Annotated in this window: 23 protein-coding genes; 5 read left to right on the forward strand and 18 right to left on the reverse strand. The window is 32.9% G+C overall.

The genetic code is table 11. The features are described from left to right. Positions 1-37: 37 nt before the first annotated feature. From Q0873_RS17815 to Q0873_RS17825, 3 genes are read left to right on the forward strand one after another with little or no spacing between them, the layout of a single operon-like run. Positions 38-1,348 (forward strand): sugar MFS transporter, encoded by a 1,311-nt coding sequence (locus Q0873_RS17815; protein WP_299110061.1) that lies wholly within the window; start codon positions 38-40, stop codon positions 1,346-1,348. Positions 1,349-1,353: 5 nt separating this feature from the next. After that, positions 1,354-2,445, forward strand: coding sequence for a heparan-alpha-glucosaminide N-acetyltransferase domain-containing protein (locus tag Q0873_RS17820; RefSeq protein ID WP_299110064.1), 1,092 nt, complete (start codon positions 1,354-1,356; stop codon positions 2,443-2,445). Then, positions 2,445-2,792: a hypothetical protein gene (locus Q0873_RS17825; RefSeq protein WP_299110066.1), complete on the forward strand. Its 348-nt coding sequence runs from the start codon at positions 2,445-2,447 to the stop codon at positions 2,790-2,792. Before Q0873_RS17820 ends, Q0873_RS17825 begins: the two co-directional genes overlap by 1 nt. Positions 2,793-2,886: 94 nt before the next feature. Here the strand turns inward: Q0873_RS17825 and Q0873_RS17830 are convergent, their stop codons facing one another. From Q0873_RS17830 to Q0873_RS17840, 3 genes are all read right to left on the reverse strand, one after another. Next, a complete protein-coding gene (locus Q0873_RS17830) occupies positions 2,887-5,433 on the reverse strand; it encodes a S8 family serine peptidase (protein WP_299110068.1) in 2,547 nt (848 codons plus the stop codon). Between the two features lie 442 nt (positions 5,434-5,875). After that, a complete protein-coding gene (locus Q0873_RS17835) occupies positions 5,876-7,024 on the reverse strand; it encodes an AraC family transcriptional regulator (protein ID WP_299110071.1) in 1,149 nt (382 codons plus the stop codon). 177 nt (positions 7,025-7,201) lie between these two features. Further along, positions 7,202-8,065, reverse strand: a complete 864-nt coding sequence (locus Q0873_RS17840) for a helix-turn-helix transcriptional regulator (RefSeq protein ID WP_299110074.1) — start codon at positions 8,063-8,065, stop codon at positions 7,202-7,204. A 91-nt stretch (positions 8,066-8,156) separates the two neighbouring features. On the opposite strand from Q0873_RS17840, the gene Q0873_RS17845 reads away from it, so the two are divergent. Continuing rightward, positions 8,157-8,510: a DUF983 domain-containing protein gene (locus Q0873_RS17845; protein ID WP_299110077.1), complete on the forward strand. Its 354-nt coding sequence runs from the start codon at positions 8,157-8,159 to the stop codon at positions 8,508-8,510. A gap of 294 nt (positions 8,511-8,804) precedes the next feature. On the opposite strand, the gene Q0873_RS17850 is transcribed toward Q0873_RS17845, so the two are convergent. The 12 genes from Q0873_RS17850 to Q0873_RS17905 form a co-directional block, all read right to left on the reverse strand. After that, complete coding sequence (locus Q0873_RS17850) at positions 8,805-9,728, reverse strand: ATP-binding protein (RefSeq protein ID WP_299110080.1); 924 nt, start codon at positions 9,726-9,728, stop codon at positions 8,805-8,807. Between the two features lie 128 nt (positions 9,729-9,856). After that, positions 9,857-11,626 carry a hypothetical protein gene (locus Q0873_RS17855; RefSeq protein ID WP_299110083.1) on the reverse strand — a complete coding sequence of 590 codons (1,770 nt, stop codon included), beginning with the start codon at positions 11,624-11,626 and terminating at the stop codon, positions 9,857-9,859. A gap of 257 nt (positions 11,627-11,883) precedes the next feature. Further along, positions 11,884-12,717: a universal stress protein gene (locus Q0873_RS17860; RefSeq protein WP_299110086.1), complete on the reverse strand. Its 834-nt coding sequence runs from the start codon at positions 12,715-12,717 to the stop codon at positions 11,884-11,886. An 89-nt stretch (positions 12,718-12,806) separates the two neighbouring features. Beyond that, complete coding sequence (locus Q0873_RS17865; RefSeq protein WP_299110089.1) at positions 12,807-13,649, reverse strand: YitT family protein; 843 nt, start codon at positions 13,647-13,649, stop codon at positions 12,807-12,809. A gap of 108 nt (positions 13,650-13,757) precedes the next feature. Next, a complete protein-coding gene (locus tag Q0873_RS17870) occupies positions 13,758-14,453 on the reverse strand; it encodes a sulfite exporter TauE/SafE family protein (RefSeq protein WP_299110092.1) in 696 nt (231 codons plus the stop codon). Beyond that, positions 14,453-14,899, reverse strand: a complete 447-nt coding sequence (locus tag Q0873_RS17875) for a FixH family protein (RefSeq protein ID WP_299110095.1) — start codon at positions 14,897-14,899, stop codon at positions 14,453-14,455. Before Q0873_RS17875 ends, Q0873_RS17870 begins: the two co-directional genes overlap by 1 nt. A gap of 236 nt (positions 14,900-15,135) precedes the next feature. Continuing rightward, complete coding sequence (ccoG, locus tag Q0873_RS17880; protein WP_299110098.1) at positions 15,136-16,557, reverse strand: cytochrome c oxidase accessory protein CcoG; 1,422 nt, start codon at positions 16,555-16,557, stop codon at positions 15,136-15,138. A 36-nt stretch (positions 16,558-16,593) separates the two neighbouring features. Continuing rightward, complete coding sequence (locus Q0873_RS17885) at positions 16,594-17,517, reverse strand: cbb3-type cytochrome c oxidase N-terminal domain-containing protein (RefSeq protein WP_299110101.1); 924 nt, start codon at positions 17,515-17,517, stop codon at positions 16,594-16,596. Between the two features lie 14 nt (positions 17,518-17,531). Further along, on the reverse strand, positions 17,532-17,699 hold the full coding sequence (locus tag Q0873_RS17890; protein ID WP_299110104.1) for a CcoQ/FixQ family Cbb3-type cytochrome c oxidase assembly chaperone: 168 nt from the start codon (positions 17,697-17,699) through the stop codon (positions 17,532-17,534). 5 nt (positions 17,700-17,704) lie between these two features. Then, positions 17,705-19,906, reverse strand: coding sequence for a cytochrome-c oxidase, cbb3-type subunit I (ccoN, locus tag Q0873_RS17895; protein WP_299110107.1), 2,202 nt, complete (start codon positions 19,904-19,906; stop codon positions 17,705-17,707). Positions 19,907-19,943: 37 nt separating this feature from the next. Then, positions 19,944-20,102, reverse strand: a complete 159-nt coding sequence (gene ccoS / locus Q0873_RS17900; RefSeq protein ID WP_299110110.1) for a cbb3-type cytochrome oxidase assembly protein CcoS — start codon at positions 20,100-20,102, stop codon at positions 19,944-19,946. Positions 20,103-20,250: 148 nt separating this feature from the next. Continuing rightward, positions 20,251-20,589: a hypothetical protein gene (locus Q0873_RS17905; RefSeq protein ID WP_299110113.1), complete on the reverse strand. Its 339-nt coding sequence runs from the start codon at positions 20,587-20,589 to the stop codon at positions 20,251-20,253. Between the two features lie 170 nt (positions 20,590-20,759). Here Q0873_RS17905 and Q0873_RS17910 point away from each other — a divergent pair, with 170 nt between their 5' ends. Further along, positions 20,760-21,470: a DUF3667 domain-containing protein gene (locus tag Q0873_RS17910; RefSeq protein ID WP_299110116.1), complete on the forward strand. Its 711-nt coding sequence runs from the start codon at positions 20,760-20,762 to the stop codon at positions 21,468-21,470. A 4-nt stretch (positions 21,471-21,474) separates the two neighbouring features. On the opposite strand, the gene hemN is transcribed toward Q0873_RS17910, so the two are convergent. The 3 genes from hemN to deoC form a co-directional block, all read right to left on the reverse strand. Next, positions 21,475-22,836: an oxygen-independent coproporphyrinogen III oxidase gene (hemN, locus tag Q0873_RS17915; RefSeq protein ID WP_299110119.1), complete on the reverse strand. Its 1,362-nt coding sequence runs from the start codon at positions 22,834-22,836 to the stop codon at positions 21,475-21,477. Positions 22,837-22,888: 52 nt separating this feature from the next. After that, positions 22,889-23,587, reverse strand: coding sequence for a purine-nucleoside phosphorylase (gene deoD, locus Q0873_RS17920; RefSeq protein ID WP_299110122.1), 699 nt, complete (start codon positions 23,585-23,587; stop codon positions 22,889-22,891). Positions 23,588-23,698: 111 nt separating this feature from the next. Next, positions 23,699-24,364 carry a deoxyribose-phosphate aldolase gene (gene deoC, locus Q0873_RS17925; protein ID WP_299110125.1) on the reverse strand — a complete coding sequence of 222 codons (666 nt, stop codon included), beginning with the start codon at positions 24,362-24,364 and terminating at the stop codon, positions 23,699-23,701. Between the last annotated feature and the right edge of the window lie 2 nt (positions 24,365-24,366).

Genomic DNA, 24,366 nt, shown 5'->3' on the forward strand with positions numbered 1-24,366 from the left:
TAATTGTTTACTTCATTTTTCATTGTAATAAAGAAAGATGAACAAAAAAACAAACAAGCAACAGCTTACGGCAATAGTAATCATAGCCAGCTTATTCTTTATTTTTGGTTTTGTTACTTGGGTAAATGGCGCCTTGATTCCATTTATGAAAACCATTAATGAGCTTACCGAATCTCAATCGTATTTAGTAGCTTCTGCTTCTTATATTTCTTTTGTATTAATGGCATTACCTGCCTCCTATTTACTTAACAAAATAGGGTATCAAAAAGGAATGTCTGTCGGTTTAATTATCATGGGAATTGGTGCCTTAGTCTTTATCCCTGCTGCCAATGCAAGAACCTACTCTTTATTTCTTTTAGGTATTTTTATTCAAGGTACAGGAATGACGATCTTACAAACCGCAGCCAACCCTTATATTACCATTTTAGGTCCTTTAGAAAGTGGTGCAAAACGTATTGCTATTATGGGAATTTCTAATAAAGTAGCCGGCGCTTTAGGTTCTTTAATTTTTGGTTCTTTGTTACTTTCTGGAATTGATGAAATCAATGCACAGCTGTTACATATAAGTGATGATGAAAAGGCTGATGTACTCAATACTATGGCCAACAGTGTAATTACTCCTTATGTGGTAATGGCTATTGTTCTTTTTGTACTAGGTATTTTAATTCGTTGGGCTCCTTTACCAGAAGTACATCCACAAGAAAGTGAAGAAACGGAAACTAGTACAAATCAAAAAACTTCTATTTTTCAGTTCCCTCATTTATGGTTAGGAGTTATTACCTTATTCTTATATGTAGGTGCAGAGGTTATTGCTGGAGATACGATTATTGCGTACGGAATCTCACTAGGAATCTCAGCTTCAGAAGCTAAATTCTTTACCACATTTACCTTAATGGCCATGGTAGCTACTTATATTTTAGGTGTTATTTTAATTCCAAAATACCTCAAACAACAAACTGCCTTAAAAATAAGTGCCGTGTTAGGAATTGTTTTTACCCTTTTAATAATGAATACAACAGGGTTTACTTCTATCTTATTTGTTGCTGCTTTGGGTATTGCCAATGCTTTGGTATGGCCCGCTGTATGGCCTTTGACATTAAACGGATTAGGTAAATTTACCAAAACCGCTTCTGCCTTATTAATTATGGCCATTGCAGGAGGAGCCGTTATTCCTCCGTTATTTGGTAGACTTATAGATCATTATAAAGAACATTATATAACAACAGGAATCTCTGAAGTAACTGCTTTGGCGAAAGCCTCTACCGAGAGTTACTGGATTTTAATTCCGTGTTATGTTTTTATTCTATTTTATGCGGTTTACGGACATAAATTAGGATTAAAAAAATAAGAGATATGCAACGCATTCAATCAGTAGATATATTAAGAGGACTTACCATTTTAGCAATGATATTGGTGAACAACCCTGGTGATTGGGGACATGTATTTGTCCCATTGCTGCATGCCGAATGGCATGGATTAACCCCCACAGATTTAATCTTTCCTTTTTTTATTTTTATTGTTGGTGTTTCTATTGCTTTAGCGTATCAACATAAAACCCCCTCCAAAGCTATTTATAAAAAAACACTCATTCGTAGTGTTAAGCTCATAGCCCTTGGACTATTTTTAAATTGGTTTATTCCCTATTTCCCCTTTTTAGAAAGTTATAAAACTGTTAGACTTCCTGGTGTATTACAACGAATAGGAATTGTGTTTTTTATCACATCACTTTTATATCTAAATTGTAATAATAAAACATTATTGCATATTTCGTTCTGGGGGCTTGTGAGCTATTTTATACTATTAGCTTATATACCATTACCAAATGGAGAATTACCTAGCTTAGAAAGAGTGCCTAACAATTGGGCAAATTATGTTGATGTACAGCTATTAGGAAATCACTTATGGAAACCCGATTATGATCCTGAAGGTTTGCTTAGTACCATTCCTGTCGTTATCAGTTGTATCATTGGAGTATTGATAGGAAAAGTACTGCTCTTAAAAAACACCAACACCAAACTAAAATACTTGTTAGCTAGTGGAAGCGCAGCCTTATTGATAGGATATGTATGGAATATATTCTTCCCTATAAACAAAGCTATCTGGAGTAGTAGTTTTGTTTTGGTTACTGCTGGTTGGGCTATTTTATTGCTATTGATTTTTTATTATATCGCAGATGTGCAACAAAAGACATTTGGTAAATTGTGTATCTATGTAGGTACCAATGCCATTACTATTTATTTCTTGTCTTCATTAATTGCCAAAGTTTTTTACTTGGTTAAGGTAAACGAGCAGCAAAACATACATAGCTTTTTATACGAACATTTGTATACCAGCATCATTTCTCATCATAAACTAGCCTCTCTGTTATATGCATTCACTGTAATGCTATGTTATATCCTTTTAGGGTTTATTTTATTTAAAAGACGAATTTTTATTAAAGTATAATGAAAAGCAACATCCATATTACCTACTATAATTCCTATTACCACATGGAGTTGAAAGAAAAACAATCCTTTGCATTTTTCAATAGGTTCACCAACTGGTTAAGTGCAGAGTTTGATTTGTTGTTACAGGAACAGTTAAAAAATGAGCTAATCATTTACTACCCAAATGGTAGTATTGTAATCAAATATCATAACAATTCACAAACGCTTACCATGAGCGTTAAAAACAAAATTGAAAAAGACTGTATTCGCATAGCTGATACTGTAATGAATAGCTATTCTTTTTTACAAAGCAGTATTCACCTTTTTCATGAACCACAACTAGCATCAAAATATATTAACTGCTAAAAAGCCCCAACTAATTTTAGTTGAGGCTTATGATTTAAAAAATAAAACTATTGACTAAAACATGTTTTGTCAATTCTTGGTAATTCAATATTGCTTACTCTTTTATAAACTTAAGTACCTTTTGTTCTTTTTCAGTTTTTAACTCAAAGAAGTAAACTCCGTTTGGTAATCTTGAAACATCAATGTTTTTGGTTGCTTTTCCAAATTGCACTACGCTACCTACCACATTAACAATACGATATTTAGCATTTGACAATGATGCTGTTTTAATGTTTAAAAAGTTTGATGTTGGATTAGGGAAAACTGTAATTTTCGAGATGTTACTATTGATTGAGAATCCTCCCCAATCGTCACCCCAATCATCTCCCCAGTCGTCGCCCCAGTCATCACCCCAATCTGATTTGGTGGTTACACTGATTTCATTACTACTAGAAGAAACATTACCTGCTGCATCTTTTGCTTTTACAGAAAACTTATACGCTGTATCAGCTGTTAAACCTGTTACGTTATAGTTGGTAGCTGTTACCGTTGTTAACTTTGTAGTTCCTCTATATACATCATACCCTGTTACAGCAACATTATCGGTTGAAGCTGTCCAGTTTAAAGCTAAAGTAGTTTTCTCAACATTGGTTGCTTTTAAGCTTGTTGGTGCTGTTGGTGCTTGTGTATCTTTAGCAGCTTCTTTCTTAGTGGTAAAGTTAATTGAAGTGCCATATGCAGAGTTTTTAGTAGCACATTTACTACGCACTTGTACGTCATACTTTGTTTCTGCTGTTAAGCCTTCAATTGTATAACTATTTGTAGTTGCTTCTTTAGTTGTCCAATTTGTAGTTCCAGATTTACGGTATTGTACATCGTATTTTGCTCCAGCTACCGCAGTCCATTCTACCTTAGCTTCCGTTTCCGTTACGTTATTTGCAACTACATTTGTTGGTACTGTTGCATTACATACTACTGGTGCTCCTTTTAATCCTGTTACGATTAAAGAAAAGTTCTGACTATTTCCTGTTAAAGTTCCTTTATGAGTAACTGTGATTGTATAGGTTCCTGATGCATTTGCAACATCTACTCTTTCGTAAGGATCTACTTTATTGTCTCCTTTGGTATTGGTGCTTACTCCTGTTAATTTCCAAGGATTGTAAGTTGTAGTTCCTTTTTTAACTCTAATATCTAAATCATTTACTAAAACAGCCGTTGATTGATTTGCTTTTTCTGTAGCCGTACCTGGTCTATCTGTCCAAGAAATTGATGCTAATAATGGACTTTTCCCATCAGACTCTACCGTTAAGGTATACGATTTTCCTGATGCTAATGTTAACTCTTTAATTTGAGCCTCTTTACCTGCTTGCGTAATGGCTACAGCCGCTGCTTTCGAATTCAACAATCCCCATCCAAAAATGGCATCTGGTCCAGTTGAACCTGCATCATCAGCAGTATGTAAAGCCAAACCTTTTAAGGTAGCTGCTTTCATAAAGTTATTGTTCTTATTCTTATAATGTTGTTGTAATAACAATAAAGAACCCGTTACATTTGGTGCTGCCATCGATGTTCCTGTCATTTCAACATAATCATCGTTAACATTTCCGTCACTATTGTTTTGTCCAGATGCCTTGTCGTAACTAGGAAAGTGAGTAGCTGAGTATACTCCTGCTCCGTTTCCTGCAATATCTGGTTTGATACGTAAATCATCTGTTGGCCCTTCACTACTTGAGTTGTGAATTTGCACTGAGATTAACTTTCCACTTGCGTCAACATTTGCATCTTTTGCATTGGCCACTACTAAATTATTCTTACAAGTAGCATGACCAGATAATTTATCATAAGCTTTGTTTCCATTTAATGGTTCTGCATTCGAGCTTTCATCCTGTCCATCATTACCAGCTGCTACTACCATTAAATAATTTGGTGTATTAAACATCAATTCATCCCAATCACGAGAAACTTTAATGTATGCTCCAAAATAATAATCTGGAATTTGTTGTGCTCCATAACCATATGAGTGGTTCGAGAGTATCATTCCATTAGATGCTGCATTTGTTGCTTCCGACTTATCATTGTTCCAATCATTTCCAATGGCAGATGCATAAGGAGCCATTCCTTTTGCTTTCGCCACTTTTCCTGACGCTACAATAGTAGCTGTTACATGCTCTGCGTGAAAGTTTAATGTAGAAGATCCATCACCTACAGATACTCTATTGTTTCCTCCTGTTCCGTCATATTCTTGATGGTCTTTATTGGGTACTCCTCCATCCCATACATAGGCTTTCATTCCTTGACCTAATAAATTTAAGCCTAAGGAACCTCCATTATGTAAGTGATTTGTTCTTGTTGATTTTGCCGCGTCTACATTAAATGTTGTATAATAAATAGGTTTACCATCTACAACTTCTTGAAGTTCCATATAGGTACCATCCTTTTTAAAAATGGTAGTTTCCCATCCTTTTTGCTTAGCTATTTTATAAGCTTCTTCTTTTTTATTGTTGCTTTCTTTTTGAAAATTACTACTTAATCTTTGTAGTTTTTTTAAATCATAACTGCCACGTATAGATTCTACTTCTTGTTTGTTCTGTGCTTGTACTTGATAACTCGTTCCTAGAAGAACAGACGATAGGACCATCGCCTTTAAATAATTGTTTTTCATTTCTGAAGGGTTAATTTATTATTAAATAATTTCGGATTAAAATTAGATTCCCTTCTTTAATAAAAAGTTCAGTTTTACAATACTAACACAAAAAATAAGTTCATTTTTATAATTGTTTACACTTAACAAATTACCAACAAACCCGCATAAAAACAGTTAATTGAGGTCTTATTACTATAGAAAGATGTAGTCATTTAAATAGTCTCATTTTATTTCCGTTTTCTGGTATCTAAGTAGCTATTCTCTTCATTCCTCCTTCAAAAAACCATCAACAAAAGGTTTCTAAAACATTAATTAAGAGAGTGAATTGATTTTTTTTTTTAAGAAAGAATAAGTTTATGATATCTCATTCCCATAGGAATAGGAATTTATTGAAGTTTCATAGGAAGCACTAGTTTTGTAAAAAACTAAGACTTTATTAGCCATGAAGTAAGGTACTCAATTAAGCGTCCTTTTCTTTTCTAAATTGCTTTCTATATTGTGTAGGCGTCATGTCCGTATACTTTTTAAATGCATTGTAAAAAGTAGTCTTATTGTTAAAACCTATGTCTATAGCAATAGCAAAAATGGTATCAGGATTCTCCACTAACAGTTTCTTCTTGGCTTCTTCTATTCTAAAAGAATTGATATAATCTGGAAAACTATTCTGTGTGTTCTCATTAATAGCTTGGGAGATATGCGGAATTGGTCTTGCTAGTTTTTTAGAAACCTTATCCATCTTTAGTTCAGAATCAAGGTATAATTTTTCATCTCGAACTAAAGTATCTATCTCATTAAAAAGTGCTAGTGAATCAATTAAAGTAGATCCTTTGTACTTTTCTTTATCTACTTCATACAAAGATGGTAAATCTTCATATTTACCTGAATAAGCAAACACAGGAAAATACATCATCGATATAATTAGAAAAATAAAAAATATCGATTTTAATATCTTTTCTACAAATAAAATATGCGTTAAATTATCTCTATTAAAAGACAACAACACTGTATTTAAAAGTACAATGGTATAGAGCACTATTGAAAAAACCAAGATAATCTTTCCCCATTTATAATACAGTGCTTTACTCGAACCTAAATCGACAATTAACGGCGCCTTTTTTAATGTTCCATAGGCTATAATTGTTAATATCAAATTGAAAGCCGCCATAATAAACTCATCTGTATTGGCAAGTATTATTGAGAGCTTAGCATTGGCTTCTGCCAAATTATCAATATTAGATGTATCTTGTTTTATAAGAAACCCTGTAATCAAAGAATAAATAAGCAATGCTCTTACTACGGTAACTCCAAGAGCAGTAATTATAATGGTTTTAAGATGGTTGGTTTGACCAGTAATGGCAGAGACAAATAGTAATAAAAAAAATCCTATCAAATGCGATACTAACAATGCTATATAGGTAAATATGCTGTAACGAGGAGTAGCACCTAACGTCATGAGATAATCAGACAACGCCGATAAGGTAAAAATACTAATCACCCCTATGATAGCAAGTTTAGCGTATACGTTTTTACCTAAATTATGCTTATTGAAAAAAATAAAAATAATAAGAGCTATACCAATAATAATATTGATAAAAGACAGGTTGTCCATAGTTGTGCGTTGCTTTTTAAGATTGGTAAATATAAAGAAAGAATAATATCAAATCACTTACTTCCAAACAATTAAAACCGAAGTTTTCAACCATGTCTAAACTATTTTTGAATTCAATAGTTGGTACGCTTTTCTTTACTAACAGCTCGTAAACGTCCAAAAAACAAGGTCTCTATGTTAATAACGTTTTCTAAAAGCAGTTGGACTTTCACCTGTTTTAAGTTTAAAAAACTTAGAAAAATGCGAATAGTTTTCAAAGCCTAATTCATAAGCAATATCGGTTAGTTGTTGTTTTGAATGTACCAATAATCGTTTTGCTTCCAACACTACTTTCTCATACAGCAAATCCGTAACAGTTTTGTCTAAAACTTCCTTAGAAATTCTGTTTAAATGTCTTACCGACATATGTAATTTATCGGCATAAAATGCGGCTTTTTTATGTTCCTTAAAATGTCTAGTTATCAAGTCATCTAGCTTGTGAATAACGATAATGTTGTTCACCGTTTGTTTGGGCTGTGGTGTATTTTCTTGATTATACAATCGTATAAAATCTATATAGAGCAGATTTACCAAGCTCAATAAGGAAGCTCTTTTTAAAATTTCATCGGTATGATACTCTTCATTAATTCTTTGAAAAGAGGTACTAAAGGAAGCTATTTTGTCTTTGGGTAAATCAATTAAAGACTCATGTAAGGTATAAAAAGGAAACTCATTTAAATTCAATTCACTCATACTGAGTCTAAAAAACTCTAGGGTATGGAAAAAGATAAAACCTTTTACCGAAGATGTAAAACTCCAAAAGTGAGATTGCCCTGGTTTTAAGAAAAACACCCGTCCTGGTTTTACTTCATAAGTGGTAAAATCTATTTCATGCTTCCCTTTCCCTTCAATAATCAATACACATAAATAAAAACTATGCTTATGTGGCTGACTAAAATAGCGTTCGTTTCTTTTTAAATGGACATCTAATTCATTGCTATAAAAGTAATCTTCAACTGCTATTGAAGGCTGAAAATTTTCAATGTTTAAAATCGGAATCATACACAAATGTCTTAATTAGACAAATTTAAGCAACTTATAGATAACATTTCTCTAAACGAAGCACTATACTTTTGCAGCAAATTTATATCGTATGAAATCAGTTATAGCAATACTTTCTAATAAATGTCCGAGGTGTAACAAAGGAAAAGTGTTTAAAAACGCTGTTTTTAATTTGTTTAAAATTGGAAAAATGGAAAAGAGCTGTTCTCATTGCGATTTTGTCTATGAAAAAGAGCCTGGTTTCTTCTTTGGAGCCATGTATGTAAGCTATGGTTTAATTGTAGCCGAGAGTATTGCTGCTTTTATCATTTTTAGGCTGTTTTTAAAGTTAGATTGGTTTCTTAGTTTTGGTTTAATTGTGCTGTTATCATTGCTATTGGTAGGTGTAAACTTTAAACTGTCTCGTTTGATCTGGATTTATTTGTTTGCTCCTAAAAAAGTATAAATACTTTTAGACTATAATGCAAATGCCTTTAGCATTATAATGGGAATGTCTTTAACACTATAAGGGAAACGCCTTTAACACTATAATGGGAATGCCTTTAAGACTATAATGGAAATGTCTTTAAGATTATTAGGCTATTAGTTTATGGCCTTTTTTATAAAAACAAAAAGATGAACAGAAGTCCATCTTTTTATGTGTTTTGGTTATGCTATGCTTGATTTTCTTGTTTTATCACGCGATACAATCGCGCGGGAGCAGGGGATACAATCGCGCGGAAGCAGTAACAAATATCTTTTAGTTTTTCATTATTTCAATTTCATTCGATTTAAAATCAAATTCCACAAAAGTCGATTCTGTAGCAACCTTACATTTTATATTAAACTCATTTTCAAAAAACCGTTTACTAACACGAATCTTTCCCAGTGTTTTATAAACTAATGGCAATAATGGATCATAAAAACCGGGCAACGTTACAGATTGCTCTCCAACTTTAAACTGTTGTTCTTCTCTATTACTAAATATTACTTGAATATAATCTTGATAAATTGTTGGTTCAGGAGTTCTAATATATCTTTTAGCCTCTTTGTCAATCTCAATAAAGCAGTTGATATAGTTTGCACTAACCATACCTAAATTATGTATCATTAAGCTTATCTCAAAATTGTTTGTTTTAATGCTATTTAATAGAACAGATTCGGGATAAGCGGAAAGTACAATATTAATCTTAGGTTTTGATGCTCGATTAATCACATCTTTAACCTCCCAATCATCCATCGCAATAGCTTGAAAATTATATCTTTTATAATACTTCTTGTCTTGGGCTTGATGAGCAGTATTACTTTTGGGAATATCCAATACAAAAACACATTCTGTATCACTAAAATCTACTTTTATAATCTCAACGTTATCAATTCTTGGGGTAATTCTTGAATTAATTACTTGCTCTATCCACTCCTCCGAAACCTTATTAGAATCAACGTAGTCAATACACTCAGCTTTACATTTATTAGACCCCGAATTAAACTCTTGGATTCCATAAATTATAATACCTCCATTTGAATTTGCCATTGCTGAAACATCTTTAGAAAGATCATCTGACTTTGAACCAGCTTTATTCATGGAATTATACAATGAAGCTGCACGTTTAAACTCAAGTGAATTACTTTCTTTTGCCTCGGTTCTTATATATTCATTTATCGCTTTAATATTCCATTCCATTTGTTATACTTTGTTTAAATAATACTCTATCAATGTATTCCAATTACCTCAGAGGATCCAATCGTGTTTTATATGCTTGGTTTTCTTGTTTTACGACGCGATACAATCGCACAAAAGCGGGGTTATGTCTACTTCATTAGTTTCCCCTTAATTTCATCAACCCAAGTTAAAAATTCTCCATATAATAGTCTTTTAGGTTGTTTAATATCATTACTAGCAATATATTCTTTTAATATCTTCTCAAAATCAACAAAAAACTTATATTCAGATTCACAATAATTATTTAAATACATTTTATAACCTTGTTTAAGGTTAAAATTAAGATTCAACATTTCTTTATTACTTAATTCTATTATTTTTTGGAAAAATTCTTGGGGATTTAAGCAACCAAATAAGCACTTATACACCATTGAAGTATTTAAGAAGTCGCTAAGTTCATTTCCTATAACGTTTAAATATTTATAAATATTTATTGCATTATTTCTGTTTGAATCTTTAATTTTGTCATAGTGAAATTCTATTAATTTCTGATCTAAGAGACTGGGTTCTTCCTCTAAATTTTCAATCAGTAAAAAATTAACTTCTGACGTTTCTTTTGCTTTTTGAATACCTTCAAATAACACATCTTCAATTTCCTTTATATCCTTAATTAATATTAAATTAGTTACGAAATATTGAAAAGTTTTATAAAAAGAAGGGTAATGATACATACTATATTTGCCTTCCTTTATATAACCTAAAAACTTCTTTACACTTTCTTCAAACTCTTCATTTTCTAAAGTCTTGAAATTATACCCCATTAATGAGTTAAGTACTTTTTCTTCTTCTGATGTTTCTTTTTCTTTTCTATTCTCTATCTCTTTAGTTATTTTCTGCTCAGCTAAAACACCAGTTAAAACATAATCATATAACCCTTCTGAAAATGTAAACAGCTCTTGTTTTTCTTGGTTATTTAAATATTTTTCTACAAACTTTTCTCTATCACTTTTATCCTCTCCGACACTCTTTTTTCCGATTCTCAGTAAATTTTCATTAAATATAAAAGGGCTATCATACCCCTTATAATCACCACTATCTAAACAAGTTAACCTACCTTCCTTAAACTCATTTGATATTATCAGCATAAAAAACAGCATGCTATTAATAATTCCTGCGTCCTGATTTTTTAACATAGGAAACACTTCATGAACACAGTTCAGATAAAAATTAAATGTCCTGAGGTTTTGAATATCATGCTCATAAAAAAAAGACACTATCATATCTTTTCTTTCAATTAAAAAAGTTTTAAACTCAACTTCATCTAAAACATCTAAACTAGAATCAAAAAAATCTTGATAGTTTGCCTTATAGTTAAGCGTTCTTCCTATTACTTTTTCCTTAATTCTTTTATACTCGTCATCATTTATTTCTTCCTCATAAGCACAAATTACAACCTTGAGTCCCTTATGTTCAACATAATCATTTATTAAACCTAATATATCTTTAATAGGAATTGAACATCTTTCTAAATCATCAAAACAAATAATCAATTTTGAGTAATCAAGATTAATCTCTACGCCATCTGTAAGATCTGAAAGTTTAATACCACCAGCAAAAACAGTTCCTAAGGCATTAAGTCCATTTCTTAAGACATTCATAGACCCTTTAACAAATTTATTATTCATAGAGTCTGGAAGTAAATTGACCAATAAAATTCCTTCTACTTCTTTAACATTACTTATCCCATTCAATGATACATATACTGGTTTGAGCTCTTTTTCTTTTACTTTTTGAGACAAAACATTTTTCCATAAATAGGTTTTACCACTCCCCCATTTCCCAGAAACTAGTAAAGCATAATTGACTTGTTTCTTTTCAATATAACTTTCAAATATAGATGTAACACTCTCTAAATTCATGATTCTTTTTTTGCTTTTTGATATACCTTTTTGCTTCAGAAAAGAATATTTACTTATTATCTTAAAAGGGCTATCAATCTATTATGTAACTTTAAAATTTAAAATCTATTAATCGTAAATATAAAAAGCTCAAAAAAAACACACCTACGGAAAACCGTAAACAAAGTAAGGTTTTACCTTATTCTTTAACATCCAAACAAAAACCCCAACATCTAACTAGATGTCGAGGTTTTTTTGAATTAAGAGGAAACCTATTTTTAAATCTTAAAGGTCAATACGGGTAAGGTAGCATGGTTGGCTACGTCTTCAGAGATACTTCCTTCAATAAAGTGTTGTAGACCTCTGCGTCCGTGTGTTGCCATGATAATCACATCTTTTCCATGTACATTCGAAAACTCTAAAATTCCGTCTTCAATGGTATAATCTGCTACATAGTGCACCTTGTCCATATTGGCAATGCTACCTTCTGCTTTTTGTAAGAAATTGGCTACTTTTTCTTGCATTTCTTTGGTACTTCTAAATTTTGAATTAGGGGTATTTACATGCAATAAATCAACCGCACAGCTAAAGTTACTTAATAGGTCTTTTGCTTTTTGATAGGGTGCTACATCTTCATCTGAAAAATCGCAAGCAAATACTGCCGATTTAAAAGAGGTAGTGACAGCTTCGTTTTTAATCACCAATACAGGAATCTCAGCATTTCTCACTACTTTTTCGGTATTAGAGCCTACAAAGAATTCTTTAGCTCCTGTAGCTCCATGAGACCCCATAATAATCATATCAGCATTTTCTTCTCTAGCCAATGCATTGAGCTCACTAAACACTTTAAAATGCTTGATAATTGGAGTAAGCTTTACTTCTTGTAAATAGTCTTTATCTAAAAACTCTTTGAATCGTTTTTCTGCTAATTTATAATAGAAAATTGTTTGTTCGTTTACAGCATTTTCAGATCTTGTAATTAAGGCATTTGATAACTCTAACATATGCACTGGTAACACCTCAGCATCAAAGGTTTTTGCTAAATAGCTCGCGGTTTGCAATGCGCGGTCTGAATATTCCGAAAAATCAACGGGTACAATAATTTTTTTCATAAGAGATTGGTTTAAATTTCTACATTAAAAGTACCTCTCTTTTTTACGAAAAAATATGATTTTTGTCAGGTTACAAATACAAACAATTGTTATTCTAAAAACTTAGTTCCCAGCATTTCTGTAGCATCCATTACCATCATTTTTGCCGATTTATCTTCGGCATAAACGAGTTGTTTTAAGGCGTTCAATCGGTTGACTGGTACGGTAACGAAAATGATGTATTTATCTCTATTTACACTCAAGTTGTTTCCTGCTACCAAGGTTCCGTTTACCCCAATTTTTTCATTGATGAGTTTACCTATAGGTTCTAAATCATTTGCCGAAGAGATGTGTACCACACGTCCGTTAGGTCGACCTGATAAGACCACATCAATCATTTTAGTAGTAATAAAAATACTGATCATACTCCATAGAGCTAATTCTACATTGTTAAACACAATGGCCGTACATACTACTACAATGGCATCTAATATTAAAATAACGGTTCCTGTTTTTAAAGAGGTTTTAGAAGTAATGATTCGCGCAATGATGGTTCCTCCTCCGGCAGATCCTCCTCCTTTAAAAATAAACCCGATTCCAAGTCCGACAGCTATTCCACCATACAAAGTAGCTAGTAAAGGTTCGTTACTCAAAGCAGGTAATCCTATATATTCAGAAATAATATCAATAAACAAACTCACGGTAAGAATTGCTACGGTACTTTTTAAAGCAAAGTATTTTCCTAAAAATCGAATACTAATGATTAATAAGGGAATATTAATTAAGGCAAACAACACCCCAATTGGCAGGCTAAATAGGTAATTAAAAATAATGGCTAATCCTCCGGTTCCTCCCATGGCTACTTTATTCGGACTTAAAAATCCGACAACTCCAAATGCCATGAGTAAACATCCGATAATAATAAAACTGTAGTTTAAAACTTCTTTCTTCATAAGATTCTTCTTAGAAGTACAAAGCTATAACAATATGATTTCTTAGCACAAGGAAGTCTGCATTCATTTGCTGTAAATCTTAACAATGAACGCCAAAATATTATCCACTTAATGACAACCTACTACGGTTTCTCCTGCACCTTGTAAGACAGGCGACACATAAGGAATTCCTAGTCCTAATCCACGAAGAATAAATAATACACCAATAAAAACCACTACGTATGGAATGGCTTGTTGTATTCTTCTTCGTATCAATCCATTGGCAAAGTTTCCTACATAGACTACGGTTGTCATAAGTGGAATGGTACCCAACCCGAATATCGCCATATAAATGCTTCCCGAAAAAGCATTTGAGGCGGTTAAGGCACCAAATACTGCCATGTATACCAATCCGCACGGAAGAAATCCGTTTAGAAATCCGATGGTAAAAAATGTATCGTTTCCTTTCTTTTTTAATTCTTTTCCTAAAGCGGATTTTACCTTCATCACTAATCGATTGATGCTTTTTGAAAAGTTATATTTCTGAAAGGTCTTTGGTAATAAAACAACTACAATCATTAAAATCCCAACAATGATAGAAAGTTGTTGTTGAAATCCGAAGAAATAGAAACTCTTCCCGAGTAAGCCAAATAGTAGTCCTATTAAGCTATAGGTAAACAAACGCCCTAAATGATAGCTTGTTATTTGAAAGAACTGTTTTACTTTATTGGTTCTATCAACAGGTAACATAAAGGCTATTGGGCCACACATTCCTATACAATGGAAGCTTCCTAATAATCCTAATATGAGTGCAGATATATACATTAGTAAATCAACTCTTTCTGATATAAATAATCTTTATTTTTGTAGTTCCAGGATACTGTGATGTTCCAGCGACCACCTAACAAACGGTTCTCAGGCACGAGCAAATATGTATTGGAAAGTGAAATTGGGATTTCGAAGTCCAATTGCTTATTAGATGGTCTGTATAGGAACACTTTTCCTGAAATTTCTTTAGGATTAAACTCCGTTGGAAAATGGATGTTTAATCCTTCAGTTGTTTTTTCAACCTTTATATTTTCTTTTAATGCCTTTGCATTTTTTGTAGCATTAATACTGTTCTGATATTCTAGTTCTTTCTGATAATATTTTTCAGATACTAAATCGTGATTATATCCTTTACCTGTACTCATGGTGATTACGAAATACATGATAAATCCTATAAATCCAATAATCGCGATTACTATGCCCGTGCCCCAGTTTAGTTTCATTTTTATTGTTTTTGTGTCATTAGGAATGAAGTATTCTGTTTATTGATTAAGAGACTACTTCGTCATTCTTCCTCGTAATGACGGTTAATATTTAATTTCTTGTTTCTTTTCTCTTTTGTCTCGTTTCCTGTCTCCTGTCCCCTGTCTCCTGTCTCCTGTCTCCTGTCTCCTGTCTCCTGTCTCCTGTCTCCTGTCTCCTGTCTCCTAAAAACTATCAACTTAAAACTCAAAACTATTTATCGATAGCTTCTAGGTCCTAAGAAATTGGTTTTTGCTGTTTCAATCAATCGATCTCCGCTATATACCCCTATTCTTAAGGTGACCTTTTCTTTTTTCATTTCAGATTGGTGTAATTCTATAAACAATGTTCCTTCTGCCAATCCTTGTTTTGGAACTTCAAAATTTTGATGTGTAACCGTTTCTATTTTTCCTTTGTGTGATAGTAACTTATAGCTTACATCATCTATTTGCTTGGTTGTTTTATTAATTACCTTATAGGTATAAATATTACTAATGATTCCGTTTTCTTTGTGCTGATATAATTGTCCTGGTAATCGTAAAATGGTTGCTTCTACATCATTTCTTAAGAACAACATTCCTATTAATACTGCTATTAAGATTCCTAATACTGCAGAGTACCCTTTCATTCTTGCTGAGAATTTAAAAGGAGCTTTCTTTACAATATTCTCTTCACTTGCATATCGTATCAATCCTTTTGGCAATCCTACTTTTTCCATCATATGATCACACTCATCGATACAAGCGGTACAGTTCACACATTCTAACTGTGTTCCGTTTCGAATATCAATTCCAGTCGGACATACATTTACACATTGAAAACAGTCAATACAATCTCCTTTTCCAGAGGCTGCCCTGTCTTCTTTTCTATTGAATTTTGCTCTTCCTTTTTCTCCTTCTCCTCTTACATGATCATAAGCTACATTGATGGTTTTATTATCTAATAACACTCCTTGCAACCTTCCGTATGGACAAGCGATGATACACACTTGTTCTCTAAACCATGCAAATACAAAATAGAATACACCTGTAAATATTAACAGCGATATCAGTGTACTAATGTTATCTAACGGATTCCCTGTTACATACGTAATCACTGTATCTCCTCCTATCAAATAGGCTAAGAATACATTTGCTATTAAAAAGGAGATGATAAAAAAGATGAACCACTTTAAAACTCTCTTTTTAATTTTCTCTGCATTCCATTTTTGTTTTTTTAAACGGATTTGTTTTCCTCTATCTCCTTCTATCCAATATTCTATTTTTCTGAAAACCATTTCCATAAAAATGGTTTGTGGACAAATCCACCCGCAGAAAATCCTACCAAATACTACTGTAAAGAGAATGATAAACACCACCCCAATAATCATAGACACTACCAATAAATGGAAGTCTTGTGGCCAAAAGGGAAATCCGAAAATATTAAACCTTCTTTCTAAGACATTGAATAGTAAAAACTGATTACCGTCTATTTTTATAAAAGGTGCGGATAATAAAAACAGTAATAAAAAATAGCTGACATAGGTTCTGTACTTATAAAACCTTCCGCTTGGTTTTTTAGGAAACACCCAAGCACGCTTACCTTCCTCATTTATCGTACCGATACTATCTCTAAATTGTTCGTTCTTGGGAGTTTCCATAATCAACTATTAAAAACTAACTAGTAGTAATACTAATTACTGCACACTATCTTTTACTTGCTCTGTTCCTTCTTCTTTGACCTCTTTTGGAGCTGACTCATCTTTATACAATTCTCCTTGAGGTGCTTTTGGTTTTCCTGGAGTAGTTCCTTGGAAAGTCATAATATAACTTGCCACCTTTTGAATATCTTTTGGTTTTAAGGTTTTTCCCCAAGCTACCATACCTTTTCCATCTCTACCTCCGTTGGTAATTGTGGTAAATATGTTCTTGATTCCTCCTCCTAAAATCCAATACTCATCAGTTAAGTTAGGCCCAATACCTCCACCACCGTCTGCAATGTGACATGCAGCACAGTTTAAGTTATATACTGCTCTACCTCTACTTAAATCACTATCTGAAGTTAATACCGTTACGGTTTCTGCATCCACTACTGCTTCTTTTGAAGTAGATCTAAAAGCTGCCAATTCTCTTTTTGCCAAGGCAACTTCTTTGTTATATTCTGTTGTTTGATTGTCACCATCTAATACATGATACTTCACCAAATACACCACACCAAAAATGATGGTTGCATAGAACATATATAGCCACCATGGTGGTAAGTTGTTATCTAACTCTTTAATACCATCATAGTTATGGTCTAAGATAATTTCATCTTCTTCTTCAACGGCTTTCGTGTCTGTCCATTTCTTAATTAATCGCTTTGCCCAAGCCCAGTGATCAACCTCTTCTGGATTTACACCATCTTTTTCCATTTGAAGTGTTTCTGCTTTTTGCTGCGCAACAATGTTTAATAATTCCTTCATTAGAATTACTAAAATCAATGCTACAATAGCAATCCATACTAGTGGATTCTCATACAAACTAAATGGATTTTCGTATGATTGTATTGCAGTCATAATAGCAAAAAGTGTAACTGCAATGAACGTGATATATGCTATAGATTGAAAATACTTTTTCATCTTACTTTTGTTTACTAGTTATCTAATGGTAATTCACTTACCTTACTTATATACTCCTTTTTGGCTGTAAATACCCACCAAAACAACACTACGAAGAATGTAAAGAAGATGGTTAATGAGATAATTGGGTAGATTTCAATACCTGCAATGCTCTCCATATGATTTTTTACGAACTTTAACATCTTTCTTAATTTTTACTTCCTAATTGATCTTCTATATCTTTCACCTTAATATCGGTTCCTAAACGTTGTAGGTATGCAATTAACGCTACAATTTCTCTGTCCTTCATCTCGATAAACTTCTGTCCGTTTTGTGCTGCATAATTTTTATCATCTGCATAACTCTTGGCAAAATCTGGATCTTGATGTAAGTTCTCTTGAATTTTAGCTCCTTGCGCTTCCATACTTGCTTGCGCATTAGCTATATCTTCTTCTGTATATGGAACTCCTAAGCTTACCATGGCTCTCATTTTAGCTTCGGTATCGCTCTTATCAAGTTCATTTCTTACCAACCATTGATATGCTGGCATAATAGAACCTGGTGAAGTACTTTGTGGATCGTACATGTGATTTAAGTGCCAACTGTCAGAATACTTTCCTCCAACTCTTAATAAGTCTGGCCCTGTACGTTTAGAACCCCATAAGAATGGATGGTCATATACAAATTCTCCTGCTTTGGCATATTCTCCGTAACGTTCTACCTCACTTCTAAATGGACGTACCATTTGTGAGTGACATCCAACACATCCTTCTCTAATGTATAAGTCTCTACCTTCTAATTCTAATGCCGAATATGGTTTTACACTGGTAATGGTTGGTATATTAGATTTTACTAATAAGGTTGGTACAATTTGTACAATACCTCCAATTAATATTGCTACAGTTGCATAGATGGTTAATTTGATTGGTCTTCTTTCTAACCAAGTATGCCAACCTTCTTTAGATGTTCTGTATTTAGATACTTTTGTTAATGCTGGTGCTTCTGCTAACTCATCTGTTACATCGCTTCCAGATTTTACTGTTTTTACAACATTGTATAACATTACAATGGCTCCAAGGATGAATAAACTTCCTCCTATAGCACGCATCCAATACATCGGAATAATTTCGTTTACAGTTTCTAAGAAGTTACCATAAGTTAAAGTTCCGTCTGGATTGAACTGCTTCCACATAGAAGCTTGTACAAATCCTGCTACATACATTGGTAAAGCATACATGATAATACCTAAAGTACCAATCCAGAAATGGAAGTTTGCCAATGCTGTAGAGTATAATTTTGTTTTAAACATACGTGGTATTAACCAGTATAACATACCAAAGGTTAAGAAACCGTTCCATGCTAAGGCTCCAACGTGCACGTGTGCAATAATCCAGTCAGAGAAGTGCGCAATTGCATTTACATTCTTTAATGATAACATTGGTCCTTCAAACGTAGCCATACCATAACCAGTAATTGCTACTACCATGAATTTTAATACTGGATCTACTCGAACCTTATCCCATGCTCCACGTAAGGTTAATAATCCATTGATCATACCTCCCCAAGATGGTGCAATTAACATTACAGAGAATGCTACTCCTAAATTTTGTGCCCAATCTGGTAAAGATGTATATAATAAGTGGTGCGGTCCTGCCCAGATATAGATAAAGATTAACGACCAGAAGTGTACAATAGATAATCTATAAGAGTATACCGGACGGTTTGCTGCCTTTGGAACAAAATAGTACATCAATCCTAAGAACGGTGTTGTAAGGAAGAATGCTACTGCATTATGTCCGTACCACCATTGTACTAGGGCATCTTGTACTCCTGCATACACTGAGTATGATTTAAAGAAACTTACTGGTAATTCTAAACTATTAAATATATGTAATACAGCTACCGTTACAAAGGTTCCTAAATAGAACCAAATAGCTACATATAAGTGACGTTGTCTTCTTTTAAGAATTGTCCAAATCATGTTGGCTCCAAACGCTACCCATACTAAAGCTATGGCAATATCAATAGGCCATTCTAGCTCTGCGTATTCTTTAGAAGTGGTAATTCCTAAAGGTAAGGTTATCGCCGCAGCAACAATTATTAACTGCCATCCCCAGAAGTTGAAATTACTTAAAAAGTCACTCGCCATACGGGTTTTTAACAAACGTTGAAGCGAGTAATAGACTCCTGCGTAAATTGCGTTTCCTACGAATGCAAAAATTACTGCGTTGGTATGAAGTGGACGTAAACGACCAAAGCTTAACCATGAAATTCCGTCAGTAATATTTGGGAATAAAAACATAAAAGCCAACAGTAGTCCTACTGAGAAACCAACGATCCCCCAGAGTAACGTGGCGTAAATGAACTTTTTTACGATTTTGTTATCGTAATAAAATTGCTGCATTTCCATAATCTAATTTGAATTTAATATCTATTTTGTTAGTTTTCTATTTATCTTCTTTCACCAGTTCGTCATCAAACAACATACGAACAGAAGGTGTGTACGAATCATCGTACTGCCCTTTTTTTACCGAAACGATAAATGCAATAAAAAAAACAATTGCCACTAGAATACTTAGTGTAAGTAGTAAGTAAATAACGCTCATATCTTGCCTGATAATTATAGGTCAAAGGTAGACTCGAAGCATTTCTTAAAATATGATAAAAGTCATGTTTTGAGATTTTTTTTATACAGTAAACAAAAAATGAGTCTGCTATTAACAGACTCATTTTAAAAGATTTATTTTGTGTTTTCTATTTCAGAACTTTTCTCAATCCTAACATTAAATTTCGTTCTAAAATCTCGTATTTCCCATCTGCGAGAAATAGGTCTTTCATTTCTTCAAAAAGTACTTCAATCTCTGCATCAGAAATATTTAAATTAATCAATGATTCTTTTACTTTTTGAATACTTGCATAATCATTATCTGCATCAAATTCTGAATGCATTCTTTGATAAGTATCATTGTCTACTTTTGAAGTTATTCTCTCAAGCTCTTCTGGAGCCTCTATAAAATCTGCATTCATGCAGTAAATAAAAAGATATGTATATAACTCCTTCTTCGTCCAATTTGTCTCAGTTATTGTTCCCATAATTCAAGAGTTTTTAAGTTTCCTTAAAGTTACCAATTATTAAGACACAAAACCATGATAAAAATCATAATTATTTGAAATCCAATTAAATAACCCTAGAAAAACTCTTTAAAACAAACAAACTAGCCTATTAGATTGATTTTTTTATTTTTACCCTAAAAAATTTTCTGATGAAGTGTATTTCATGTGGTTTTGAACACAACAACAATTTTTGTCCTAACTGTGGTGAAAAGAAGGATGTTAAAAAATTGAATTTTTCTTCCATTTTTGAATATACGTTCCTATCGATAACCAACATGGATAAAGGTTTTTTATTCAATTTAAAATCGTTAATAATTGATCCTAAAAAAATTGTTACAGAATATACACAAGGAAAACGAAAAAACATTCTTAACCCTATTTCCTTTTTAATTTTATCTGTTTCAATTTATATAATTACAGAACGATTTTTTAAAGTCCCATATAAACCAGACAATACAACTGCTTTAGAAAATAGCATTATTTACAAGATGTCTTATTATGGAGGTAAATTTGTAAAAACCTATTTCAACTTTTTCTGGATACTATCTATCTTTCCTTTAAGTCTATTAACCAAGGTGCTTTTTAGAAAGTTCAATTTTACAGAACATCTAGTAATTAACTCGTTTATTTTTGGTTTTGTTACTTTGTGCAGTACACTAAGCTACCCCATTTTTAAACAGCCACTACTTTTTGATTTTATCATGTATTTAAGTTTGATGATATTGATTTATCGAGTGTATAAAACTGATCATAATAAACTTGAAACCGCCCTACTTTCTTTTATCATCGTTTTTCTGTTTACCATTATTTTATTTATAATAGCTTTACTGCTCGGGTATATCTATTCGTCATTTAAGTAATACGCTATATCGTCATTGAAAATAGTTTGGTTTCAGGTTGTTTCTCTTGAAGTTTCTTATCAAAAGCCATACAAATATTTCGTACATAAGGTCTTGCCTCTTCAGGAACCGTTAAATGATTCTTTTCAACACATACCAATCCATCATTAATCATTTCTTGTAGTTTATTGATATGGTTCTCCACATTTTCAATCTGTAATGTTTCTTCTTCCCAAGAAGTGGTAAAATGACACATAATGTTTAAGATATGCTTACGCATTACCAAATCTTCATCAGATAAAATATGTCCTCTAAACACAGGGATTTCACCTTCATTTACCAATTGCTGGTATTCTTTTACAGTCTTTACATTTTGTGCAAAACCATACCAAGAATCTGATATTGCCGACATTCCTAAACCAACCATTAACTGGGTTTTGTTTGCCGTATATCCCATAAAATTTCGGTGCAATGTTTTAGTTTCTGTAGCAGTATATAAACTGTCTGTAGGCAAGGCAAAATGATCCATTCCAATTTCTATATACCCCATCTCTGCAAATAACTCCTTCCCTATTTCATACAATGCTCTTTTTTCGTCATTCTTAGGTAAGTCGTTTTCATTAAATCCACGTTGTCCAACACCTTTTACCCAAGGCACATGTGCATAGCTGTAAAATGAAATTCTATCGGGTTGTAATTCTTTTGTTTTGGTAATGGTGTGAATTACATTTTCTTTGGTTTGAAAAGGAAGTCCGAATACTAAATCATGACTAATAGAAGTATATCCTATCTCTTTTGCCCAATTATGCACTCTTTCTACATTTTCAAAAGGTTGTATACGATGAATGGCTTCTTGTACTTTCGGATTGTAATCTTGTACTCCAAAACTTACTCGAGTAAATCCTAAGTTATATAAACCTTGTAAGTGTTCTTTCGTGGTATTATTAGGATGCCCTTCAAAACTAAATTCATGCTCTGGATGTTTTTTGGCTCTTTTAAAAATTCCATTGATCAGTTTTTCTAGTTGTTCAATTGAAAAGAACGTAGGTGTTCCTCCTCCTAAATGCACTTCCTTTACCACAGGAACCTCATCTACCAAATCAACATACAAGTCCCATTCTTTTAAAACGGTTACTATATAAGGTTCTTCTACCTCATGACGTTTTGTGATGTGTTTATGACATGCACAAAACGTACATAAACTTTCACAATAAGGTAAATGAATGTACAAACTGATTCCTTCAGAAGTATTACTTTCTTTAAAGGATTTTTGAAAGGTTTGAATCCATTTTTGTTTCGAAAAAGTGCTTTCATCCCAATAAGGAACGGTTGGATAACTTGTATATCTCGGACCTGGAATATTGTATTTTTGAATAAGTGTGCTCATCTGCTTAATACCGTTTTATATCATACTACAAGGAAATCACTCCAACTAACCTTTATGCTAGTTCTAAAGCAATTTCAATCATTTCTTTAAAGGTTTGTTCTCTTTCATCGGCAGTTGTTCTTTCTCCTGTTACCAAACTATCAGAAATAGTTAAGATAGATAAGGCATTCACTTTATGCTTAGCAGCCACTGTATATAATCCATTGGTTTCCATTTCTACGCACAGCACACCATAATCTGCCCATTTTTTATAGCTTTCAAATTCATCTGCATAAAACTCATCAGAGCTTAAAATGTTTCCTGCTTTTAAAGGGATTCCTTTTTCTTTAGCTATTTCAATTGCTTTTTGAAATAGTTCAAAACTAGCGGTTGGTGCATAGTCTGCTCCGTTAAATCGAATGGTATTCAATCCTGAATTAGTAGAAGCAGCCATGGCTATTACAATATCACGAATCTTTACTTCTTTTTGATACGATCCTGCTGAGCCCACTCTAATTAAGTTTTTAACTCCGTATTCATTAATCAATTCATGTGCATAAATCAAAGCAGAAGGAATTCCCATTCCAGTTCCTTGTACCGAAATTCTTTTTCCTTGATAAGTTCCAGTAAAACCAAGCATACCACGTACGTCATTATAACAAACTGGATTTTCTAAAAATGTTTCTGCAATCCATTTTGCTCTCATAGGATCTCCTGGTAACAATACCGTTTCTGCTATTTCTCCTGGTTTGGCTTCTATATGTACACTCATTTTTTAATGATTTAATTTTGTTCTATAACTACCAAAGATTGTGCTCGATACATTTTCTTTTATTCTTCAAGAAACCACTCGAACTAACATCTTTGTAATTACATTTTTATTCTAATACTGATTTTTATCTGAAACTCCTTTTGTAACTAACGATACTCCAGAGGAAGTACCCAAACGAGTTACGCCCATTTTAATATACTTTTGTGCTGTTGCAGCGTCACGTACACCACCAGCAGCTTTTATTTGAGCCTTGTTTCCTACCACATCCTTCATCAATTGAACATCTTCAAAAGTCGCTCCACCGGTTCCAAATCCAGTTGATGTTTTTACATAGTCTGCACCAGCATTTACCGCTAATTGACTTACCATTTTTATCTGCTCTTTACTCAAATAGCAGTTTTCAAAAATGACTTTTAACACATTTTCTCCAATAGCCTCTTTTATCTGTTTGATTTCATTTTCTACATAATCAAATTGACCATCTAATAATCTTCCAATATTGATTACCATATCAATTTCTGAAGCTCCTTTCTCAATACAATTTTTAGCTTCAAACACCTTCGCTTCTGTAGTCATAGCTCCCAAGGGAAACCCGATGACTGCGGCTACTTCTACTTCAGTTCCTTCCAATTCTTTCTTTGCCAATGCTACATAAGAACCATTCACACAAACAGCATAAAAGTTATACTCCTTCGCTTCTGAACATAATTTGATAATTTGCTCTTTAGTTGCGGTTGGTTTTAATAAGGTGTGATCTATATATTTATTGATTTCCATAT

Origin of the sequence: uncultured Tenacibaculum sp. (assembly GCF_947498805.1) — a bacterium.
Lineage (GTDB): Bacteria > Bacteroidota > Bacteroidia > Flavobacteriales > Flavobacteriaceae > Polaribacter.